Below are 19,782 nucleotides of genomic sequence, written 5' to 3' on the forward strand. Positions count from 1 at the left end.
CCCGCTACGAGGACTTGACCAGCCCGAACGCCCCCCGCGTCAGCACCAGCAGCTCCTGGGCCACCGGGCCCTGCTGGAAGGGGGCGTCCGGGTTCACGGCCGTCGTGGACACCACGTACGTCCGGCCGGCGGCCGTACGGGCGAGGAAGCTCATGGCCAGCAGGCCAGGCTCCGAGCCGCCCTTGTGCCACACGACGGGCCACTGGTTCCTGTCCAGCCGCAGCCCCGCGTCGGTGATCGACAACACCTCGCCGACGCGGGGGTCCTTCAGCCGGGCCAGGCCGCTGTAGGCGCGGCAGACCTGGGCGGGCGTGGCGAACCACTCCAGCCGGTCCAGCTCGCGCGGCTCGGCCCACGGCCGCACCTTCGACAGCGGCACCTTGTCCACGACCCCGGCCAGGTAGCCGCGGCGCGCCGACGTGCCGAGCGACAGGTACCGCTTGGCGTGCCGCGGGTAGTCGGCGCCCTTGAGCACGAACAGCTCCCGGGTCGTCAGGAACGGCACGTTGCGCCGGTCGCCGCCCCACGAGCGCACGACCCGCTCGACCGCCTTGCGACCGGCCTGGTGGATCAGCAGGTCGGTGGCGGTGTTGTCGCTGATGGAGATCATCAGCCGGGCCGCCTCCAGCACCGTCACCTTGCTGTTGTCCGGGCGGTCCTGGAGCTCGCCGCTCGGCAGGCTCTTCAGCTCGGGTTTGATCGTCAGCTCGGTGTCCCAGCCGAACGCGCCGCTCCTGATGCGCTCGGCCACCGCGCCCAGCACGTACAGCTTGAACATCGAGCCGAGCGGGAAGGTCTTCTCGCCGGCCACCGCGTGGACCGGGCGGCAGCGGCCGTCGCCGGTCAGCTCGGCGGCCAGGAAGCCGGCCCGCGGCGCGGCCTGGCGCAGCCGCTGGTCCAGCTCCGACCAACTGGCCGGCGCGACGCCGGTGAACTCGATGTAGTCGACCTTCCCGGCGCCGTCCACCCCGAGCGCGAGGGTGAACGCCTTGCCGGCCGCCGTGACGGTCGCCGACAACGACCGTTCCTGGGCCTGGTCCAGCCGGTCCAGCCGCATGTCCTCGAACCCGGCCAGCGCCTGGTTGAGCTGCGCCGGAGGGATCTGGGCGAGGAAGTCCGGCGCGAAGTGCCCGGCCAGCTCGGCGTCGCCCACGGGCAGCCGGGTGACCGCCTCCAGCAGCCAGCGGAGCTGCCGGCCGACGGGGGTGTCGGGGATCTCGGCCGCGGCGCTCGCCGTCGGGGAGGCAGCGGGGGAAGCCGTGACGGTGGCCAGGGCGGGCACGGGCTGCGTCGCGCAGGCCGTGACCGCCGCGGCCATGACGGCCGTGGCCAGTGCGGGGAACCTGTAGTGAGACATGTGCCCAGCCAACAGCCGCGGGCGGGCCCGCGCCCACCATACGGGCCGCCGTTCCGGCAGGTGGGGCTGTCCGTACGGAATGTGCGGTTAACCTCATAGACGCCCTTTCGGTTCCCCTTGACGATGGTGGTCCATGAGTTCCAGGCTGCTCGCCGGGTCGCTGGCGACCATCGGGTCCGGGAGCGTCCTGGCCGGCGCGCTGCTGGAGTCCGGGCTGCCCGTGCCGCCCCAGGAGTGGGCCTTCGCCGTCCTCGGCGTCGTGCTGCCCGGGCTGGGCTGGCTGCTCACCGTCCGCCGCCCCGACCTGCGGTACGGCTGGCTGTTCCTGGCCGCCGGAGCGTGCCTCGGCCTCGGCGCGCTCGGCACGGGCGTGGCCATCAGGTTCCACCACACCGGGCCGGTCGTCGTCTGGCTGTCCGCGCTCTTCGCCGTGTTCTACGGCCTGACCTGGGTCTTCGTCCCGCTGCTCTTCCCCGACGGCCGCCTGCCGTCGCGCCGCTGGCGGCCCGTGGCGTGGGTCGGCGGGATCGCGATCGCCATCCACACGGTGGGGCTCGGGCTGTTCGGCGGGAACCCGGCCCGGCCGCGCGAGCTGACGGCCGGATCGATCTGGGCGGCCGCGGCCGGCGGGCTGGGCCAGTTCCTCGTCTTTCTGACGGCCGTCGTCGTCCTCGCCGGGCTCGTGGGCCGCTGGTGGCGCAGCGAGCCGCCCGAGCGCGGCCAGTACGCCTGGATGGTCGCCGGCACCGCCGTCCAGCTCCTCGCGGGCGTGCTGCTGCTGTTCCTGATGGACGCGCAATTGTGGGGCGCCGCGCTGGTCGGCCTGCTCGCGGTGATGACGGCGCTGCCGGTCGCCGTCCTGGTGGGGATCGTGCGGCACCGGCTGCTCGACATCCGGTTCGGGCTGCGGGGCTCCCGCATGCACCTGATCTTCGACCTGCGGCCCACCGTGGACGAGGTGCTGTCCGGCCTCGGCACCGCGCTGGCGGCCACGCCCGAGCCGGTCGAGCAGCTCGGCAGGCTCGCCGCCGCCGTCCGCGACGGGCTGGAGGCCAGGTGGGCGGCCGTGACGCTGGCCGACGGCACCCGGGTGGCCGCGGGCGAGGAGGAAGGCGGGACGGCGCTGTCCGTGCCGGTGCGCGGCGGCCTCGGCCGCATCGAGCTCGGCCCGCGCCGAGCCGGCCGGTACGACCGGGAGGACCGGCGCTTCCTGGAGGCCCTGGCCGTGCCCGCCGGGCTGGCCGTCCAGAGCGCCGGGCTGGTCGCCCGCCTGGTCAACGCCCAGGAGGCCGAGCGGCGGCGGATCGAGCGCAACATCCACGACGGCGTGCAGCAGCAGCTCGTCGCGCTCATCGCCGGGCTGGAGCTGGCCCGCGTCACCGGCGCCGGCCCCGACGCGCTGGCCCGCCTGCGCGAGCAGGCCCGCCAGACGCTCGCCGACCTGCGCGAGCTGGCCGCCGGCATCCACCCGTCGGCCCTCAGCCAGGGCGGCCTGGTGGAGGCCGTCGAGGAACGCTGCTCCGGGCTGCCCGTGCCCACGACCGTCACCGCCGACCCCGGGCTGCGGGCCCGGCGGTTCGCCGACGAGGTCGAGGGCGCGATGTACTTCACCGTCAGCGAGGCCGTCGCCAACGCGCTCAAGCACGCCGCCGCGGCCCGGATCGAGGTACGCCTGACCCTGGCGGCGGGCCGCGTACGGGCCACCGTGGCCGACGACGGCAGGGGCTTCGCCCCGGCCACCGCCGCCCGCCGCGGCCTGGCCACGCTCGCCGACCGCCTGGACGCGCTGGGCGGCGGCATGGAACTCGACAGCGAGCCCGGAAAGGGGACACGCATGCACGCCTGGGTGCCGGCCGATGCCTGAGCCCGTCCGCACGGTCGTCGCCGACGACCACTACCTGGTGCGCGAGGGCACCCGGCAGCTGCTGGAACTGTCCGGCGAGGTGACCGTCGTCGGCGCGGTCGGCGACGCCGACGAGCTGCTGGACGCCGTGCGCAGGCTGGAGCCGCAGGTCGTCGTCACCGACATCCGCATGCCCGGCGGCGAGTGGCGGCCGGGCTTCGAGGGCATCGACGCGGCCCACCGCATCAGGGCCGGCCACCCCGGCACCGGCGTGGTGGTGTTGTCGCAGTTCTCCGACGCCCTGTTCGCCTTCGAGCTGTTCAAGCACGGGACGGCCGGGTTCGCCTACCTGCTGAAGGACCGCGTGGGCGACCTCGACGAGCTGCTCGGCGCGATCCGGGCGGTCGCCGCGGGCGGCTCGGTCATCGACCCCAAGGTGGTCGAGGGCCTGCTGGCCAGGCGCGACGTCCGCGGGCAGGGGGAGTCGCTGACCCCGAGGGAGCGGGACGTGCTGCGCGAGATGGCCCACGGCCGCTCCAACGCCGGCATCGCCCGCGCCCTGCACCTGTCGATCTCGTCGGTGGAGAAGAACGTGAACGCCATCTTCACCAAGCTGGGGCTGGAGAACAGCGGCGACGTGCACCGGAGGGTGGCCGCCGTGCTGGCCTACCTGGGGCCGTCCGGCCGCTGACCCCGCCGTCCGGCCGCTGGCCCCGCCGTCCGGCCGCTGACCCCGCCGTCCGGGCGGGGCTCAGCCGAAGACGGCCGGGGGCGGGACCGGGGCGAGCACGGCGTCGCCGTCCTTGATGGGGTGGGCGCCGCCGATGAAGTTCTGCAGCGTCTCCCCGTGCACGCAGCGCGCCTGGGTGAGGCCGCCGGCCGCGCGCCGGGACAGCAGGTCGAGCGGCAGTTCCGTGCGCGAGGCGGCGACGATCAGGTTGCCGAACCGGCGGCCCCGCATGATCCCCGGCTCGGCCAGCAGCGCCACGTGCCGGAACGCGTCGCACACCGTGGCCAGCAGCCGCTTGGCGAACGCCAGGCCCTTGCCGTCGGCCATGTTGATCAGCAGCGTGCCGTCGGGGCGCAGCACGCGGGCCAGGTCGCCCATGTACTCGGCGGTGGCCAGCTCCACCGGCATCGTGGCGCCGGTGAACGCGTCGAGCACGACCAGGTCGGCCGAGTCGTCCCACACCTTGGCCGTGCCCTCGCGGCCGCCGGCCACGATGACCTTCAGCCGGGGGACCGAGCGCAGGTCGAGCTGCTCGCGGACCAGGTTGACCAGCAGGCCGTCGGGCTCGATCACGATGTGCCGGGAGCCGGGGCGGGTGGCCGCGACGTACCGCGGGATCGTGCACGCGCCGCCCCCGACGTGGACGCAGCTCAGCGGCCCCTCCGGCAGGAGGTCGATGACGTCGGCCATGAGCCTGACGTACTCGAAATCCAGAAATGTCGGGTCTTGTAGGTCAACGTACGACTGAGGTACGCCATCCTTGGACAGCACCCAGCCGTCCTGCCTGTCCAGGTCCCGGAGAAGCTCGACCTCGCCGAACGTCACCGGATAACGGCCAGGCATCGGTTCCCGCTGTCCACGTGCCACGCTGATCCCTCCCTGGGAGAACCGTATGCGACGCAAGAGGTTGATTGTGCTCGTCATCGCGGTTGTCGCGGTATTGGCGGCGGGCGCCTTCGCCGTTCTGGCCGCCGGGCACGTCAAGGGCAGCGCCGCCAAGACCGCCGCCGCGTACTTCGACGCCTGGCGGAAGGGCGACGTCGCGGGCATGGCGCTGCTGGTCGACCGGCCGCCGGCCGACTTCTTCGACCGGCACCGCCAGCTGTCGGAGAACCTGCACGTCGAGTCGATCCGGCTCACGCCGGGGCCGGTGCGCGGCACGGGGGAGGAGTCGGCCGAGGTGCGCTTCGCGGGCGTGCGGGAGCTGACGGACCTCGGGCCGTGGCCGTTCGACAGCACGCTGCGGCTGGGCGTGCGCGACCGGGCCTGGCGGGTGCTGTGGACGCCCGAGACGCTGCACCCGCTGCTCAAGGACGGCGGCACGCTGGAGGTGGAGGAGGTCGATGCCCCGGCGGCCGAGCTGGTCACCAGCGAGGGCGCCAAGATCCCCAACGACAGCTACGCCGACGCCTACCTCAATCCGCTCAAGCCCGAGTTCGCCAAGGCCAACCACGGGCTGGAGCTGGTGTCGCGGGCGCCGGGACGGCCCGACAAGGTGCTGCTGACCCGCCTGCCGAAGGCGAACGTCGAGCGCACCACCCTGTCGCAGCCGGTCCAGGCCGCCGCCGCGCGGGCCCTGGACGGCGTGGCGAACTCCTCGATCGTGGTGCTCAGGCCGAGCACGGGCGAGATCCTGGCCCTGGCCGACCGGCTGGAGGACAACTTCAGCGCGGTGCGCGACGCCTTCCCGCCCGGCTCCACGTTCAAGACGATCGTCGCCGCCGCGCTGCTGGAGAAGGGCGTCGCCCCGGGCGACGAGATGGGCTGCCCGGCCTCGTACGCACCGGACTTCTCGGCGGCGATCAGCAACGACGGCGACGTGGACCGGGGGACCGTCACCTTCGCCGACGCCTACGCCTACTCCTGCAACACCACGTTCGTCGAGCAGGCCACCACCCGGCTGTCGCTGGAGGACCTGCGCCGGACCGCCGCCCGCTGGGGCTTCGACCGGCCGATGGCGACCGGCGTGGGCGGCCGGTGCGGCACGATGCAGCAGACCGAGGGCACGGACATGTTCTCCCTGGACGTCATCGGCCAGGGCACGGTGGTGGCCACCCCGTTGTGCATGGCCGCCGTGGCCGCCGCCGTGCAGAGCGGCACGTGGCGCTCGCCCCGCCTGCTGTCGGAGGACGACGTGCGCCGCGTGGACGGCGAGCCGTTCCCCGACGTCAAGCTGGACGAGGGCGTGGTCGGGGCGCTGCGGGAGATGATGGCCGCCGTCGTGGACCACGGGACGGCGAGCCAGGCCGGCCTGCCGGAGGGCGTGGCGGGCAAGACGGGCACCGCCGAGGTGCAGGACCAGACCTCGCACGGCTGGTTCATCGGCTACCGGGGCGACCTGGCCTTCTGCGTGTTCGTCAGGAACGGCGGATCGGGCCGCTCGGCGGCGGTGCCGATCGCCGTGCGCTTCCTGAACGGCCTGTGACGGCCCGGCCCGCGCGGACGCCTTGTGACCTTTGGCACTTCAGCTCAATCCGTAACCTACGGTACCGTAGGTTACATGACGACCATCACCGTGAAGCCGAGGCTGCGTGGCTGGTTGCACACCGGGGCGCTGCCGGTGACGCTGGTGGCCGGGTTCGTGCTCGTGGCGCTCGGCCCGACCCTGCAGGCCCGGCTGGCGGCCGGCGTCTACGCGATCACCTCGGGGCTGCTGTTCGGCATCTCGGCGACCTACCACCGGGGCACGCTGGGGCCGCGCCTGGCCGAGGTGCTGCGCAGGTTCGACCACGCCAACATCTACCTGATCATCGCGGGCACGTACACGCCGTTCGGGCTGCTCGCCCTCGACGGCGCGGCCAGGGTGGCCGTGCTCTCGGTGGTGTGGGGCGGCGCGCTGGCCGGGGTGCTGTTCCGGGTGTGCTGGATGAACGCGCCGCGCTGGCTCTACACCGTCCTGTACCTGGCGCTGGGCTGGACGGCGATCTTCGTGATGCCGCAGCTGCTCGAAGGGGCCGGGGTGGCCGCCGTCGTGCTGGTGGCCGTGGGCGGGGTCTTCTACTCGGCCGGCGCGATCGTCTACGGGCTGCGCCGTCCGGATCCGTCGCCGCGCTGGTTCGGCTTCCACGAGGTCTTCCACGCCTGCACGATCGCCGCGTACCTGGTGCAGTACATCGCGGTGTCGATCGTGGTCTATTCCCACATGTAGGTCGACATTTGACGCAAAGCTGGTCTGTTTTCGCACCAATCACGGAAAGCAGACCAGTATGCAGGAACTTACGCGTTCGTGGTGGCTGCTGCTCGTCCGCGGCATCGCCGCGATCATCTTCGGTGTGCTGGCGTTGATCTGGCCGGGGATCACTCTGCTGGTGCTGGTGATCTTCTTCGGTGCGTACGCCATCGTCTCCGGCGTCTTCGAGCTCTTCGCCGCCTTCCGGCACGGCGCCCGGTCGCGGGCCTGGCTGATCTTCTCCGGCATCGTCGGCATCGTGGCCGGCATCATGGCCTTCGCCTGGCCCGGGATCACCTCGCTCGCGCTGCTCTACCTCATCGCCTTCTGGGCCATCGTCTCCGGGATCTCCGAGATCGTGGCGGGCGTGCGGCTGCGCAAGTCCATCGAGAACGAGTGGATGTTCATCATCGCCGGCATCCTGTCGGTGATCTTCGGTGTGCTGCTCCTCATCTGGCCCGGCGCCGGAATGCTGAGCCTCGTCTGGCTGATCGGCATTTTCGCGATCCTGTATGGAATCGCGATGATTGTGCTGTCACTTCGTTTGAAGAAGTTCATTCGCGGGGCAGGAATACCGTAAATTTTACGGATACGACCGGGTTCCCTGTATGGAACCTCCGGCCTGTCTCACGACATTGGAGAAGGCATGGACGTACACACCCGCCTTGCCCGTCACCTGCTCGTCGATGGCTACCGTCTCGTCCTCGATCTCGAACTCAGCCGTGGCTCCTGGTTGGTGGACGCCCGCAACGGCCGCCGCTACCTGGACTTCTACACCTTCTTCGCGTCCGCCCCGCTCGGTGTGAACCCGCCCTTCGACCCCGACTTCGCCGCCCTGCTCGGCCAGGTCGCCCGGAACAAGCCCGCCAACCCCGACATCTACACCGAGCACCTGGCCGACTTCGTCGACACGTTCGCCCGCGTGCTCGGCGACCCCGAGCTGCCCCACCTGTTCTTCGTCGAGGGCGGCGCCCTGGCCGTGGAGAACGCGCTCAAGACCGCCTTCGACTGGAAGAGCCGGCGCAACGAGGCCGCCGGCCGCCCCCGCGACCTGGGCACCAAGGTCATGCACCTGACCCGCGCCTTCCACGGCCGCAGCGGCTACACGCTGAGCCTGACCAACACCGAGCCCGGCAAGACCGACCGCTTCCCCAAGTTCGACTGGCCGCGCATCGACGTGCCGGCCGTCCACCTCGGCGACGTCGAGGCCGCCGAGGAACGCGCGCTGGCCCAGGCCAGGGCGGCCTTCGAACGTCACCCCCACGACATCGCCTGCTTCATCGCCGAGCCGATCCAGGGCGAGGGCGGCGACAACCACATGCGCGGCGAGTTCCTGCGCGCCATGCAGGCCCTGTGCCACGAGCACGACGCCCTGTTCGTCCTGGACGAGGTCCAGACCGGCGGCGGCACCACCGGCACGCCCTGGGCCTACCAGCAGCTCGGCCTGGCCCCCGACGTGGTGGCCTTCGCCAAGAAGGTGCAGGTCGGCGGGATCATGGCCGGTCGCAGGGTCGACCTGGTGGCCGACAACGTGTTCCAGCTCAGCGGCCGGATCAACTCCACGTGGGGCGGCGGCCTGGTGGACATGGTCCGCAGCCGCGGCATCCTGGAGATCATCGAGCGCGACGGCCTGATCGCCCGCGCCGGCAGGCTCGGCGGCGTCCTGCTCGAACGGCTCACCAAGCTGGAGGCCGAGCACCCCGACACGGTCTCCGGCGTGCGCGGCAGGGGCCTGATGTGCGCCTTCGACCTGCCCGACCAGGCCGCCAGGGACGGCTACGTGACCCGGCTCAGGGAGGAGCACGGCGTGCTGGCGCTGCCCTGCGGGCCCCGGTCCGTCCGGCTGCGCCCGGCGCTGAACATCCCCGAGGCCGACCTCGAACACGGCCTGGCCGCGCTGTCGGCCGCGCTCTGAGCGCCTGCCCCCTACCCGGTGCTCACTCGGTCGAGGCGATGCTGGTGGCGCTGCGGCGCGGCCCGCCGTAGCGCCAGAAGAAGTTCAGCAGCACGCTGACCCGGTTGCGCCCGCCCAGCAGGTACGCCACGTGCACGAAGATCCAGGCCAGCCAGGCGGGCAGGCCGCGCATGGTCAGCCCGTTGCGCAGCTGGAGCACCGCCTCGGCCTTGCCGACGGTGGCCATGATCCCCGGGTCGCGGTAGGAGAAGCGGCTGATCGGCCGCCCGTGCGCGGCGGCCAGGATCTGCCTGCCCACGTGCTTGCCCATCTGGATGGCCGGCTGGGCGAGCTGGGGCAGCGCGTCCGGCTGCCCGGCCAGGTCGCCGGCCACGAAGATCTCGGGATGGCCGGGCACGGTGAGCGCGTCGGTGAGCGTGATCCGGCCGCCCTTGCCCTGCGGCAGCCCCCAGTCGGTCACCTCCTTGGGCGCGGTCACGCCGAGGGCCCAGACGGTCACGTCGCTCGGCAGGCGCGTCCCGTCCTCCAGGATGACGGCGTCCGGCTCGACGCCCGCCACTGTGGCTCCCAGGCGCATCCGGACGCCTCTCCTGCGCAGCGCCTCGGCCGCCGCGTCCCGCAGCCGGGGCTTGTACGGCGCCAGCACGTAGTCGAACCGCTCGACCAGGGTGACGCTCGTCTGGTCGGGCCGGATCTCGGGATGCGTCAGCGGCATCGTGCGGCGGCGCAGCTCGGCCAGCGTGCCCGCGGTCTCCACGCCGGTCGCGCCGCCGCCCACCACCACGACGTGGGCGCTCTCGCGCCGGCCCGCCGCGGTGTCCTCCAGGCAGTGCTGGAGATGCCGTCGCAGGTCGGCGGCGTCGCGCAGCGAGTAGATCGGCAGCGCGTTCTCCTCGGCGCCGGTCACGTGGATCCAGTTGGTGGTGACGCCGGTGGCGATCACCAGGTAGTCGTAGTCGAGGGTGGAGCCGTCCGCGAACTCCACCCGCCGGTCGGACGGGTGCACCTTGCTCAGAGCGGCCCGGTGGGCGCGGACGTTCGGCCACTTGGCGGCGAACGTGCGGATCGGGTAGGAGACGTCGGACGTGCCCATGCCCGCCGTGGCCACCTGGTAGAGCAGCGGCTGGAAGGTCGAGTAGGGGTTCCGGTCCACGAGCGTGACCAGGGCGCCGCCCTTGGCCAGTTCCCGCGTCGCGGCCAGGCCGGCGAAGCCCGCTCCCACGACGACGACGCGCGCTCTCCGCACCATGACCACGTCCCTTCCAGGATTGCGTTCCATGGTCCATATGGCACCCAGAGCATCGGTTAAACCATTTCTGCCACAGACACCACCGGGAAGAGGGGAGATCCGGGGTAGGGCACCGGTATGTCTGAGCAAGTGACCACGATGGAACGCCTGGGCCGCCGGATAGCCGAACGTCGGGAATCGCTGAACCTGAGCCGGCAGGAGCTGGCCGACAGGTCCGGCGTGGCGGTCGGCTACGTCGCCTATCTGGAGGACCAGTCCGGCATCTCGGTGCGCGAGGCCCTGGCCCGCCTGGCCGAGGCGCTGGAGACCACCGTGGACGGCCTGCTCGGGGAGGTGGCCGAGCCCGCCGGCGCGGGGCCCGCCGCGGCGCACCCCACGCTGGTGCCGCTGGCGGAGGAGGAGTGCCTGCGGCTGCTGCGGCCCGGGGGAGTGGGCCGCATCGCCTTCGAGGGCCGCTACGGCCTGACCGTGCTGCCGGTGAACTTCCGGATGTCGGAGGGGGCGATCGTGTTCCGCACCGCGGCGGGCGGCAGCACCGACGAGGATCTGAGCACGGGGGTGGAGGACGTCGAGTACGAGGTCGCGTTCGAGGTCGATCGCATCGGGGAGCTGACGCGGGGCGGCTGGAGCGTGCTCGTCCACGGCTCGCTGCACCACGTCACGGACGAGGACGAGCGGGCCGAGGCGGAGAGCACGGGCGTCGAGCCGTGGGCCGGCGGGCGGCGCCAGCACTACCTGAAGATCCGGCCCACCCGCCTGACCGGCCGCCGGATCACGACCGGCTGAACCGCCGCCGGGTCAGGAGCCGTCCTTCCTGAGCGACAACCACAGTCCGATGGCCGTGACCCGGGAGTCGACGCCGAGCTTGGCGTAGATCCGGTTGACGTGGTTCTTCACGGTCTTCTCGCTGAGGAACAGGCACTGGGCGATCTGGCCGTTGGACCGGCCCGCGGCGATCAGATCCATGACCTCGGCCTCACGTTTGCTCAAGGACGTGATCACGCTGTCGAACGCTGCGTCGTCGACTCTCATCCGGCCTCCGGGGGCGCGCAGACGGTCTGATCGCCGATGGCCCCCGTGCTTCCGGCGTTAGCGGTAGACAGCGAGCATAACTCGCATTGTCCTGATTTGGGGGCGTTGTCGGGAGAAAACGACAACAGCCGGTCCCGAGGGACCGGCTGTGCGCTTGGGGTGAGTGAAGGGACTTGAACCCTCGACATCCAGGACCACAACCTGGCGCTCTGCCAACTGAGCTACACCCACCATGGCCGCCCGCTCCGTGACGGCACAGGAAAAGTGTAGCGGGGTTCGGGAGTCTTTACGCCATCCAATTAGCCGGTGACCCGCTCGGCGAGTTGCCGGGCGGTCGCCGAGTCGGGGCCGGGCTGCGCCACGAAGATCGCCGCGCGGTAGTAGCGCAGCTCCCTGATGCTCTCCTTGATGTCGGCGAGCGCGCGGTGGCCGCCCTGCTTCTCGGGGGCCGCGAAGTAGACCCGCGGGTACCAGCGGCGCACCAGCTCCTTGATCGACGAGACGTCGACCATGCGGTAGTGCAGCCAGGCGTCGACCCCGGGCATGTCCCTGGCGATGAACGTGCGGTCGGTGCCGATCGAGTTGCCGCACAGCGGCGCCTTCTTCGGCTCCGGCACGTGCCGCCGGATGTAGTCGAGCACGAGCGACTCCGCCTCGGCCAGCGTGACGCCGCCCGGCAGCTCGGGCAGCAGGCCCGAGGCGGTGTGCATCTCGCGCACGACCTGCGACATCTGCTCCAGCGACTCAGGCGGCGGCTTGATGACCACGTCGACGCCTTCGTCGAGCAGATTGAGCTCGCTGTCGGTGATGACACAGGCCACCTCGACCAGCGCGTCGCGCCCCAGGTCGAGCCCGGTCATCTCGCAGTCGATCCAGACCAGCACGTCACTCATTCGATCTCCTCGCCCAGCGGCTCGGAGCAATCCGCCCGCTTGTTACCCCACCAGCCTAGTGCCCCCGCTTACGCGGGCTTGAGCGAGCCGAGAACCTTGGCGACCACGTCCGTGCCCAGATTGTCGGGAACGGAGATGTACAGCAACGTCGGACGCTGCCCCGCCCCGCGGTCCATGAGCACGATCGCGGCGTTCTCCTTCTTCCACTTGTAGCCGTTCTTCTCCGCGACGGCGGTGAAGTCGAGCTGGAACTGCATCACCCACGCGTCATGGTCGCCGATCTTCGTGGCCTTGTTCTCGATCAGCTTGGTGGTGTGCTGCGGCTCGTAGAACTGGGTGCTGAACTGCATGAACAGCATCTTGGCCGTGTCCTCCAGCGCAGAGGCGCCGGTGTAGGGGATGAGCGCGGCCAGCGGGCCGGCGTAGGCGTTGCCGATCCAGTCCTTGTCGCCCTCGTAGTTCTCCTGCGAGCTGGCCTGCACCCCGCTCGTCCACATCTGCTGGGACGGGTCTGTGCCGTTGACGTCGCCGTACGCGGGCACCTTCCAGCCGTCGGGCACCTGGTAGGACAGGCCGCTCCGCGGGTCGGTGATGCGGCCGTCCTGCGGCTGCGGCAGCTCGCCGCCCTGCGGGGGCAGCTCGGTCGGCGGCCCGGCGGAGGGCGGTTCGGCCGTCGGGAACGGCTGCGGCTCCTCGGTGGTGGGCGAGGCGACCGGGGTGCTGCTGCCCCGGTTGAGGAAGAAGATCCCGGCGACCACGATCAGCGCGACCACGACCAGCGCGGCCAGGCCGCCGAACACCCACGGCAGCGGGTTGCCCTGCTTGGGCGGCGGCGCCTGGCCGGGACCGGGCAGCGGACCCCCGGCCCACTGCGTGGACTGCTGTGTGGGGTGCTGTCCGAAGGCGGGCTGCTGCAGGGTGGGCGGCCCGTAGGCGGGCGGGCTCTGGGCAGGCTGCCCGCCGTAGGGAGGCTGACCCGGCGCGGGCTGCTGGTCGGCGGGCGGCCCGTAGGGCGGCTGGCCGGGCGAGGGCCGGCCGTACTGGAGCGTGGGGTTCGCCGGGGTGGCCGACCAGTCGGGGGACGACTGCGGCTGCGGCCCGGAGGACGGCTGCTGCGGCTGAGGCTGCCGCTCCTGCGCGTGGGTGGCGTCCGTCCATTGGTTGCCGTCCCACCAGCGGAGCTGCGGCTCTCCGTACGGGTCGGGGTACCAGCCCGCGGGGGTCTGCGTGGTCATGCCCGTCAGATTAGTAAGAACCGCTTTGTTGCGCATTCAGGGAAGGTCAGCACTTGTAGGTGAAGCTCGCCTTGTCGGTACGCGCCGGGCCCGGCGAGAGCACCTTCAGCGTGGCCGTGGCCTTGACGCTGCTCTTGCCCGACAACGTCCAGCGCAGCGGCACCGCGTAGGACGTCTTGTCGGCGCTCGTGCGCAGGCTGCCCTTGACGACCTCCTTGTCCAGGTTCTTGCGCCACTCGTAGCGGATCTCGCCCACGCCGCCGTTGGTGACCACCGTCCCGGTCAGGACGATCGCGCCGCCGCAGCCCAGCGTCTTCTTCGGCGCGACCACGTCGATCGACCGCACCGCCAGCTCGGGGGCGTCCGTCAGCCTGAACCAGGCCACGATCGCGCCCGCCATGACGACCGCGAAGAGCGCCGTGGACAGGATCGTGCGCCGCCGGCGTCGCCGCGACACCTTGGCCACCCGGCCTTGGGAGCGCTTGTCCGGCTGGTGGACGGTCGCGGCGCCGTCGCGTCCCTCGCGCCAGATGCGTTCGGCCGTCGTCTCCTGGCGGGGCTGCCGCACGGTCCCGGCACCGGTCCCCGGGCCGGCTTCCGGACCGCCCACCCCCGGGCCGAACTGCAGGCGGGGCGGCGACCCCGACGCCGGCACGTGCAGCAGCGTGACGATGTCGCCCTCGTCCTGGGGCGCCGGCGGCGGCTGCGCGGCGAACGCCGGCGGCTGGGCGAACGCCGACCTGCCGCGTGCCGCCCGCGCCAGCGAGTCCCGGCTGATCAGGCCGCCGGGCAGCGCCGCGCGTTCCTGGCTCAGCATGGCGCGGGCCGGTTCGAGGCCGAGTGTGACGGCCGTGCCCGCGGCCCGTTCGAACAGGCCGGCGGCCCGCGGCGCGGTCTGCGTGAAGGACGCGGCCAGCCCGCGGGCCAGCGACGCCCAGCCCGCCGCGTCCCGCTCACGCGGCGAGACCTGGCCACGGATCGCGTCGGACAGGCCGCGCTCCGACAGCAGCGCGGCCCCCTCGGCGGTGATCACCACCGTGCCCGGGTGCACCGAGCCGTGCGTGACCCCGGCGGCGTGCAGCGCGAGCAGCGTCTGGGCGGTCTCCGTCAGCACCGACGCCGCCCCCGCCGGGTCGACGGGCGCGCCGGCGAGCAGGTCGGCCAGCGTGGGGCTGACCGCCTGCGCGGTGAGCAGCCACACCTGGTCGCCCGCCGCGACGACGTCGGCCACCGGGATCAGCCCGCCCATGCCGCCCAGCACGAGGTGCTGGTCGGTCATGACGGTGTTCACCACGCGTTCCCGGACGCCGGGCAGGCCGATGACCCGCGGGTCGAACAGCAGCGCCCCGGCCCTGCGGCCGTCCGGCGAGATGGCGTCGATCCAGTTGCCGAGCTCGGTCATCCACGTGTGCTCGGTCAGCCGGAACCCGGCGATACCGTTCCTGTGGTTGTCCATCCCCCTTGGCCCCCCGGCGCGTCTAGCGCTGCTTTCTGTGGCGTCCTGTCATGCGACGTTTCACCGCAAGTGTGACCGGAACCGCGCCGGACGTCATCAGGCCGAGCGCGAGGAGTCCGGCCTGCGCCTTGCCCACCTGGTCCAGGGTGGGCGTCTGGGTGCTGCCGCCGTCGCCTCCGCCGTCGTCAGTCGAGGTCCTTGTCGGCGTCTGCGATGTCTCCGAGGGGGCCGGGCTGGTCGGCGGCTGGCTGGTCGGAGGCGTCCTGGTGGGCGGGGCGGAGGTCCGGGTGGGCGTGGGAGCGGCCGAGGTGGGCCTGCTGCCGTCGCTGCTCGTGCTGCTCCGGCCGGTGATGTCCGGCTCGGGGGAGTCGGTCGGGGTCGGCTTCGGCGTCCTGACCGGCCGCCTGGTCGGCTTCCGCGTCGGGGTCGGCTTGGGCGTCCTGGACGGCGAGGCCGCCGCCGTCGCCGTCGCCGTCGGCAGGACGGGCGGCGGGGTCGAGACGGCCGGGTCCGCCGAGGACGGCGTCGGGTCCGGCTCCGGGGTGGTCTCCTCGGGCGTCGCGGTCGGCTCCTCCTCCGTGGGCTCCTCGTCGATCACCGGGTCGGTCGCGCTGGGCGTGACCTCGCTCGTCTGGGCCCGCAGCACCGGCTCGTCGGAGGAGGAGTTGACCAGGATCACGCCCACGGCCACCACCACGCCCACGGCGACCGCGCCGATCGCGATCTTCGCCGAGAGCTTGCTCAGCAGGCGGGCGGGGTCGGGGAAACGGGTCTCGGTGAGCGCGGTCTGCGTCTCGGCGGCATCGTGCAGGGGGCTCGGGAACAGCAGGATCAGCAGGCCCGCGAGCGCGGCCAGGCGGCGGCGTCCGCGCTCCTCCCAGTCGGCGCCGTACGCCTCGGCCGCGATGGCCTCCAGCTCGGTCAGGAACGCCTCGGCGGACGGCGGCCGTTCGCCCGGCTGCTTGGCCAGGCCGCGTTCGACCAGGCTCTGGAGCGCCGAGGGCACCTCTTCGACGGGCGGCGGCGCGCTCTGGTGCTGGCGGGCCAGCGCGGCGATGTTGGGCGCCCGGAAGGGCCGGGTGCCGGTCAGGCACTCGAAGAACACGACGGTGGCGGCGTAGACGTCGGTCGCCGGCCCGGCGGCCCCGCCCGCCCACTGCTCGGGCGCCATGTACGGCGGCGTGCCCGCGGCGCTCGCCCCCTCGCCGGCCCGGACCGCGATGCCGAAGTCCACCAGCTTGCTGACGCCGTCGCCCTGGACCATCACGTTCTCGGGCTTGAAGTCGCGGTGGACGACGCCGATCGCGTGCGCGGCGGCCAGCCCCTGGAGCGAGCCCTTGAGCACGACCAGCGCCGCCTCGGCCCCGGTCGGCCCCTCGGAGCGCAGGATCTCGCGCAGCGAGACGCCGTTGACCAGCTCCATGACGATCGCCGCGCCCTGCCCCGACTCGACGTAGTCGATCAGGCGCGCGTGGTGCGAGCTCTGCAGGGTGCCCAGCAGCCGGGCCTCGTGCCGGAACCTGGCCACGAAGCCCATGTCGGACCTGAGCTCGTCATTCAGATATTTGATGGCGACTTCCACGCCGTCGTGGTCGCGCGTGGCCAGGACCACCCGGCCGGCGGCACCGCTGCCCAGTTCCCGGACTTCGGTGTAGCCGGGGACCCCCCACTGCCCTTCGCCGTACATAAACGGTCTCCTCTGGAGTCATTCGGGCCCCCACCCGCATCAAACGCTGCGTAGCTTAACCAGAGGGAAGGGCTTTCCCACCACCGATATGCCGATATGGCCGAATTTGCGAGGTTAGTCCACCGTGCCGGGCTTATCGGATGATGGGGATTCCTGCGGTTTGGGCGTTTCCTGTGGCTTTGGGGTTTCTTCGGGCTTAGGTGTCTCTCTGGGGCATTCTGTGGTTTTCCCGGTCGCCCGGTCCGGGCCGCCGGCCGCCTCCGGCGTCGTGCTCGCCGTGACGGTCCAGGTGGTGCCGCACGGGACGGTCCTGAGCGCCCGGCTCACCGTCCTGGTGTAGGCGGTGTCGCCGGACAGCGTGATGCGCTCCGAGCCGGCCGGCTCGCCGCCGAGCAGGAACCCCACGTCCAGCGTCACCGGCCGGTCGTCGGCGGTGACCACCGAGACGGTCGCCACCAGGCCGCCCTCGCCCGGACCGGCCCTGACGATCGAGACCCGCCGCACGGCGGGCGGGCAGGTGACCTCGACCCGGGCGGTCCGGACGCGGTCGCCGGCGCGGACCCGTACCGACAGGGTGGAGCCGCAGGGGCGGGCGCGGAAGACGTGGGTGAGGACGCGGGAGTAGGAGGTCCGGCCGGACAGGCTCGCCGTACGGGTGCCGACGGTCTCGCCGTCCACCGCGAACGCGGCCTCGACCGGGATCGCGCCGGTGCCGTCGGCGGTCACGCCGACCCGGGCGCGCGCGGTCAGCCCCGGCGCGTCGGGCATCGCCAGCGAGACGAACAGCCCGTTCACCCGCGTCGGACAGGCCGGCACCGATGCCGAGGAGGACCGGGCGCCGCCCGGCGCGGCGGGGGAGGTGACGACGGTCAGCGTGACGGTCCTGCCGCACGGCCGTTCGCCGAGGTCCCAGGTGAAGGCGCGGGTGTAGGACGTCGCGCCGCTCAGCCGCAGGCGCTGGACGCGGCCGTCGCCGCCCGGCGCGGTCCACGTCCCGGTGGCGGTGACGGGGGCGCCCCCGGCGGTCCGGACGGTGACGGAGGCGCGCGCGACGCCGTCGCCGTCCACCGTGACGGCGCCCACGCTCACCCCGAGAACGGTCGCGACGGGCGTCGGGGTGGGGGTCGGCGTGGGTGTCGGTTCGGGACTCGGGGTGGGGGTCGGCGTCGGGGGCCGGGTGGGCGTCACCGGGGGCTTCGGCGTGGCGGTCCTGGTCGGCCTCCTCGTGGGCCCGGCCGTCGGCGTGCGCGGCGCCCGGGTGGTGACCGGCGGCCTGGAGGTCGTCGGCGGCGGCAGCAGCTCGGGCGGGGACGCCGGCGATGGCGGCCCCTCGGCGGAGGTCCGCGGCGTCGCCTCGGGCGTGGTCGGCGGCGCGAGCACGGCCTCGGCCGTGCTCGGCGGCGCGGTCACCGCCTCCGTCGTGGCCGGCGGCACCGCGACGGCCGCGCCGACCGGCTGCTCGGCAGGCTGCCGCCGGGCGGCGAGCGCGACCACCACCGCCACCGTCACCACCGCCACCAGGGCGGTGCCCATGCCCACCCGCACCGCGTTGGACCGCAGCCCGCGGAAGACCGTCCTGGCCAGGGACGTGGTGACCTCGGGGGTGGGCTGCGGCGGGGTCGGCAGGAGCAGCGCGAGCAGGGCGACCAGCGCGGCCAGGCGCCGCCTGCCCCGCTCCTCCCAGTCCTCGCCGTACGCGGCCCGCGCCGTGGCCTCCAGCTCCTCGACGAAGGCCAGCGCGCTCGGCGGCCGGTCCCGCGGCTCCTTGGCCAGGCCGCGCCGGACGAGCTCCTGGACCGGCTCGGGCGCGTCGTGGAAGGGCACCGGCGCGTGCACGTGCTGGTAGCCGAGCACGCTGGGCTCGGTGGACCGGTACGGCCGGTGCCCGGTCAGGCACTCGAAGAAGACCGCGGTGGCCGCGTACACGTCGGTCGCCGGCGAGGCGGGCCGGCCGGCCCACAACTCCGGCGCCATGTACGGCGGCGTCCCCTCCGGATGCGTGGCCGTGCCCTGCGGCACCGCGACGCCGAAGTCCACGAGCTTGCTCGTCCCGTCGTCGCGGACGAGCACGTTCTCGGGCTTGTAGTCCTTGTGCACCACCCCGGACCCGTGGGCCCTGGCCAGGCCCAGCAGCGAGCCCTTCAGCACGACCAGCGCCGCCTCGGGCTCGGTGGTGCCGTTCTCACGCAGCAGGGCGCGCAGCGAGACGCCGTTGACCAGCTCCATCACGATGCAGGCGCCGTTCGGCTCCTGGATGTACTCCCACATCGTGGCGATGTTCGGGTCGCGCAGCGAGGTCAGCACCCGCGCCTCGGCCTGGAAGCGGGACAGGGCGGCGGGGTCGCGCAGCAGCGCCTCGGAGAGGTACTTGATCGCGACCTTCACGCCCGTCTCGTCGTGCACGCCCAGCACGACGCGCCCGCTCGCGCCCGCGCCGAGCTGTCTGATCTCCGTGTAACCGGGAGCACTCCACTCCATCGCCCTCTCCCATCAGGAGCCGGCCCACCTGATGAGACGCGTGATCAAGGAGTCGGGTTTGCCAGGTGGTTCCGGATTCATGGAACTACTCCCGACGGAGGATGTGAACCGGTATATCGATACCTTCTGGAAGTGCCGGATCCGGTTGCGGTTCGCCCCAGGACGTGACCAGCGGATGCACCCCGGCCCAGACCGGCAGCGCGTAGTCCTCCTCGTCGTCCTCCGGCGCCCCGCTGCGGATCTTGACCGACGCCTCCGCCAGCGACAGGGCCAGCACGGCGGTGGCGGCCAGCTCCTTGCGCGTGGGCGGCCGGACGTAGTCCCACTGGCCGGGGGCGAGCTGCTCGGTGAGCGCCCGCAGGGCCGCCAGCCGCTCGTCGGGGTCGCTCACCAGCCGGGCCCGGCCGTAGACGATCGCCGAACGGTAGTTGATGGAGTGGTTGAAGACCGAGCGGGCCAGCACGATGCCGTCCAGGTGGGTGACCGTGACGCACACCTCGGCGCCGTCGCCGGCCCGCAGCGAGCGCGCGCCGGTGGAGCCGTGCAGGTAGAGGGTGTCGCCGATCCGTCCGTAGCCGGTGGGCACGACCATGGGATGGCCGTCGGCCACCACGCCCAGGTGGCAGACGAGCCCGCTGTCGAGCACGTCGTAGAGGTCGTTCCGGTCGGTGCTGCCGCGGTGCTTCTCTCGGCCGAGAGCCGTGCGCGGGGTGGAGGAGAGCATGATTCGACGCTATT

At 72.6% G+C, this 19,782-nt stretch carries 17 protein-coding genes and 1 tRNA gene; 7 read left to right on the top strand and 11 right to left on the bottom strand.

Annotated elements, in window-relative coordinates; all coding sequences use genetic code 11:
* Positions 1 to 4: 4 nt before the first annotated feature.
* A complete protein-coding gene (locus tag ACFYYW_RS36075) occupies positions 5 to 1,357 on the bottom strand; it encodes a serine hydrolase (RefSeq protein ID WP_387655681.1) in 1,353 nt (450 codons plus the stop codon).
* A gap of 133 nt (positions 1,358 to 1,490) precedes the next feature.
* On the opposite strand from ACFYYW_RS36075, the gene ACFYYW_RS36080 reads away from it, so the two are divergent.
* Positions 1,491 to 3,221: a GAF domain-containing sensor histidine kinase gene (locus tag ACFYYW_RS36080; protein WP_387655684.1), complete on the top strand. Its 1,731-nt coding sequence runs from the start codon at positions 1,491 to 1,493 to the stop codon at positions 3,219 to 3,221.
* The gene (locus tag ACFYYW_RS36085) at positions 3,214 to 3,891 is read left to right on the top strand and encodes a response regulator (RefSeq protein WP_387655687.1); all 678 of its coding nucleotides are present in this window, start codon (positions 3,214 to 3,216) and stop codon (positions 3,889 to 3,891) included. The genes ACFYYW_RS36080 and ACFYYW_RS36085 overlap by 8 nt, the downstream gene beginning before the upstream one ends.
* A 60-nt stretch (positions 3,892 to 3,951) precedes the next feature.
* Here the strand turns inward: ACFYYW_RS36085 and ACFYYW_RS36090 are convergent, their stop codons facing one another.
* On the bottom strand, positions 3,952 to 4,773 hold the full coding sequence (locus ACFYYW_RS36090; protein WP_387655690.1) for a spermidine synthase: 822 nt from the start codon (positions 4,771 to 4,773) through the stop codon (positions 3,952 to 3,954).
* Between the two features lie 49 nt (positions 4,774 to 4,822).
* Between ACFYYW_RS36090 and ACFYYW_RS36095 the strand changes: the two genes are divergently transcribed.
* The 4 genes from ACFYYW_RS36095 to lat all read left to right on the top strand — a co-directional run bounded on the left by ACFYYW_RS36095 (position 4,823) and on the right by lat (position 9,014).
* Positions 4,823 to 6,355 carry a penicillin-binding transpeptidase domain-containing protein gene (locus ACFYYW_RS36095; RefSeq protein WP_387655693.1) on the top strand — a complete coding sequence of 511 codons (1,533 nt, stop codon included), beginning with the start codon at positions 4,823 to 4,825 and terminating at the stop codon, positions 6,353 to 6,355.
* A gap of 75 nt (positions 6,356 to 6,430) precedes the next feature.
* Positions 6,431 to 7,078: a hemolysin III family protein gene (locus ACFYYW_RS36100; protein ID WP_352325192.1), complete on the top strand. Its 648-nt coding sequence runs from the start codon at positions 6,431 to 6,433 to the stop codon at positions 7,076 to 7,078.
* 58 nt (positions 7,079 to 7,136) lie between these two features.
* Positions 7,137 to 7,679 (top strand): HdeD family acid-resistance protein, encoded by a 543-nt coding sequence (locus ACFYYW_RS36105; protein WP_387655697.1) that lies wholly within the window; start codon positions 7,137 to 7,139, stop codon positions 7,677 to 7,679.
* A 66-nt stretch (positions 7,680 to 7,745) separates the two neighbouring features.
* Positions 7,746 to 9,014 carry an L-lysine 6-transaminase gene (gene lat / locus ACFYYW_RS36110; RefSeq protein WP_364412447.1) on the top strand — a complete coding sequence of 423 codons (1,269 nt, stop codon included), beginning with the start codon at positions 7,746 to 7,748 and terminating at the stop codon, positions 9,012 to 9,014.
* A gap of 22 nt (positions 9,015 to 9,036) precedes the next feature.
* Here the strand turns inward: lat and ACFYYW_RS36115 are convergent, their stop codons facing one another.
* Positions 9,037 to 10,263, bottom strand: a complete 1,227-nt coding sequence (locus ACFYYW_RS36115) for an NAD(P)/FAD-dependent oxidoreductase (RefSeq protein WP_387655700.1) — start codon at positions 10,261 to 10,263, stop codon at positions 9,037 to 9,039.
* Positions 10,264 to 10,380: 117 nt separating this feature from the next.
* On the opposite strand from ACFYYW_RS36115, the gene ACFYYW_RS36120 reads away from it, so the two are divergent.
* Positions 10,381 to 11,049, top strand: coding sequence for a pyridoxamine 5'-phosphate oxidase family protein (locus ACFYYW_RS36120; RefSeq protein WP_387655703.1), 669 nt, complete (start codon positions 10,381 to 10,383; stop codon positions 11,047 to 11,049).
* Between the two features lie 12 nt (positions 11,050 to 11,061).
* Here ACFYYW_RS36120 and ACFYYW_RS36125 read toward each other — a convergent pair whose 3' ends face one another.
* From ACFYYW_RS36125 to ACFYYW_RS36160, 8 genes are all read right to left on the bottom strand, one after another.
* Positions 11,062 to 11,295, bottom strand: a complete 234-nt coding sequence (locus ACFYYW_RS36125) for a helix-turn-helix transcriptional regulator (protein WP_352325186.1) — start codon at positions 11,293 to 11,295, stop codon at positions 11,062 to 11,064.
* A 155-nt stretch (positions 11,296 to 11,450) separates the two neighbouring features.
* Positions 11,451 to 11,526 (bottom strand) — tRNA-His (locus tag ACFYYW_RS36130).
* A gap of 68 nt (positions 11,527 to 11,594) precedes the next feature.
* The gene (gene orn, locus ACFYYW_RS36135; RefSeq protein ID WP_352325185.1) at positions 11,595 to 12,188 is read right to left on the bottom strand and encodes an oligoribonuclease; all 594 of its coding nucleotides are present in this window, start codon (positions 12,186 to 12,188) and stop codon (positions 11,595 to 11,597) included.
* Between the two features lie 68 nt (positions 12,189 to 12,256).
* The gene (locus tag ACFYYW_RS36140) at positions 12,257 to 13,423 is read right to left on the bottom strand and encodes a DUF2510 domain-containing protein (RefSeq protein WP_387655706.1); all 1,167 of its coding nucleotides are present in this window, start codon (positions 13,421 to 13,423) and stop codon (positions 12,257 to 12,259) included.
* 46 nt (positions 13,424 to 13,469) lie between these two features.
* The gene (locus ACFYYW_RS36145; RefSeq protein ID WP_364412438.1) at positions 13,470 to 14,879 is read right to left on the bottom strand and encodes a hypothetical protein; all 1,410 of its coding nucleotides are present in this window, start codon (positions 14,877 to 14,879) and stop codon (positions 13,470 to 13,472) included.
* Positions 14,880 to 14,901: 22 nt separating this feature from the next.
* Complete coding sequence (locus ACFYYW_RS36150; RefSeq protein ID WP_387655709.1) at positions 14,902 to 16,566, bottom strand: protein kinase; 1,665 nt, start codon at positions 16,564 to 16,566, stop codon at positions 14,902 to 14,904.
* 114 nt (positions 16,567 to 16,680) lie between these two features.
* Positions 16,681 to 19,044 (bottom strand): protein kinase, encoded by a 2,364-nt coding sequence (locus tag ACFYYW_RS36155; RefSeq protein ID WP_387655712.1) that lies wholly within the window; start codon positions 19,042 to 19,044, stop codon positions 16,681 to 16,683.
* An 85-nt stretch (positions 19,045 to 19,129) separates the two neighbouring features.
* Entirely contained in the window at positions 19,130 to 19,768 is a 639-nt protein-coding gene (locus tag ACFYYW_RS36160) for a pyridoxamine 5'-phosphate oxidase family protein (protein ID WP_387655715.1), read from the bottom strand.
* Positions 19,769 to 19,782: the final 14 nt, after the last annotated feature.

The sequence above is a fragment of the Nonomuraea sp. NPDC001831 genome (assembly GCF_042892035.1).
In the GTDB taxonomy this organism is placed as follows: domain Bacteria; phylum Actinomycetota; class Actinomycetes; order Streptosporangiales; family Streptosporangiaceae; genus Nonomuraea.

Coding starts and splice junctions, on each gene's coding strand:
- ACFYYW_RS36080 (WP_387655684.1), top strand. CDS start 1,491: ATGAGTTCCAGGCTGCTCGCCGGGTCGCTGGCGACCATCGGGTCCGGG.
- ACFYYW_RS36145 (WP_364412438.1), bottom strand. CDS start 14,879: ATGGACAACCACAGGAACGGTATCGCCGGGTTCCGGCTGACCGAGCAC.
- ACFYYW_RS36120 (WP_387655703.1), top strand. CDS start 10,381: ATGTCTGAGCAAGTGACCACGATGGAACGCCTGGGCCGCCGGATAGCC.
- ACFYYW_RS36150 (WP_387655709.1), bottom strand. CDS start 16,566: ATGTACGGCGAAGGGCAGTGGGGGGTCCCCGGCTACACCGAAGTCCGG.
- orn (WP_352325185.1), bottom strand. CDS start 12,188: ATGAGTGACGTGCTGGTCTGGATCGACTGCGAGATGACCGGGCTCGAC.
- ACFYYW_RS36085 (WP_387655687.1), top strand. CDS start 3,214: ATGCCTGAGCCCGTCCGCACGGTCGTCGCCGACGACCACTACCTGGTG.
- ACFYYW_RS36155 (WP_387655712.1), bottom strand. CDS start 19,044: ATGGAGTGGAGTGCTCCCGGTTACACGGAGATCAGACAGCTCGGCGCG.
- ACFYYW_RS36100 (WP_352325192.1), top strand. CDS start 6,431: ATGACGACCATCACCGTGAAGCCGAGGCTGCGTGGCTGGTTGCACACC.
- ACFYYW_RS36140 (WP_387655706.1), bottom strand. CDS start 13,423: ATGACCACGCAGACCCCCGCGGGCTGGTACCCCGACCCGTACGGAGAG.
- ACFYYW_RS36160 (WP_387655715.1), bottom strand. CDS start 19,768: ATGCTCTCCTCCACCCCGCGCACGGCTCTCGGCCGAGAGAAGCACCGC.
- lat (WP_364412447.1), top strand. CDS start 7,746: ATGGACGTACACACCCGCCTTGCCCGTCACCTGCTCGTCGATGGCTAC.
- ACFYYW_RS36115 (WP_387655700.1), bottom strand. CDS start 10,263: ATGGTGCGGAGAGCGCGCGTCGTCGTCGTGGGAGCGGGCTTCGCCGGC.
- ACFYYW_RS36125 (WP_352325186.1), bottom strand. CDS start 11,295: ATGAGAGTCGACGACGCAGCGTTCGACAGCGTGATCACGTCCTTGAGC.
- ACFYYW_RS36095 (WP_387655693.1), top strand. CDS start 4,823: ATGCGACGCAAGAGGTTGATTGTGCTCGTCATCGCGGTTGTCGCGGTA.
- ACFYYW_RS36105 (WP_387655697.1), top strand. CDS start 7,137: ATGCAGGAACTTACGCGTTCGTGGTGGCTGCTGCTCGTCCGCGGCATC.
- ACFYYW_RS36075 (WP_387655681.1), bottom strand. CDS start 1,357: ATGTCTCACTACAGGTTCCCCGCACTGGCCACGGCCGTCATGGCCGCG.
- ACFYYW_RS36090 (WP_387655690.1), bottom strand. CDS start 4,773: ATGCCTGGCCGTTATCCGGTGACGTTCGGCGAGGTCGAGCTTCTCCGG.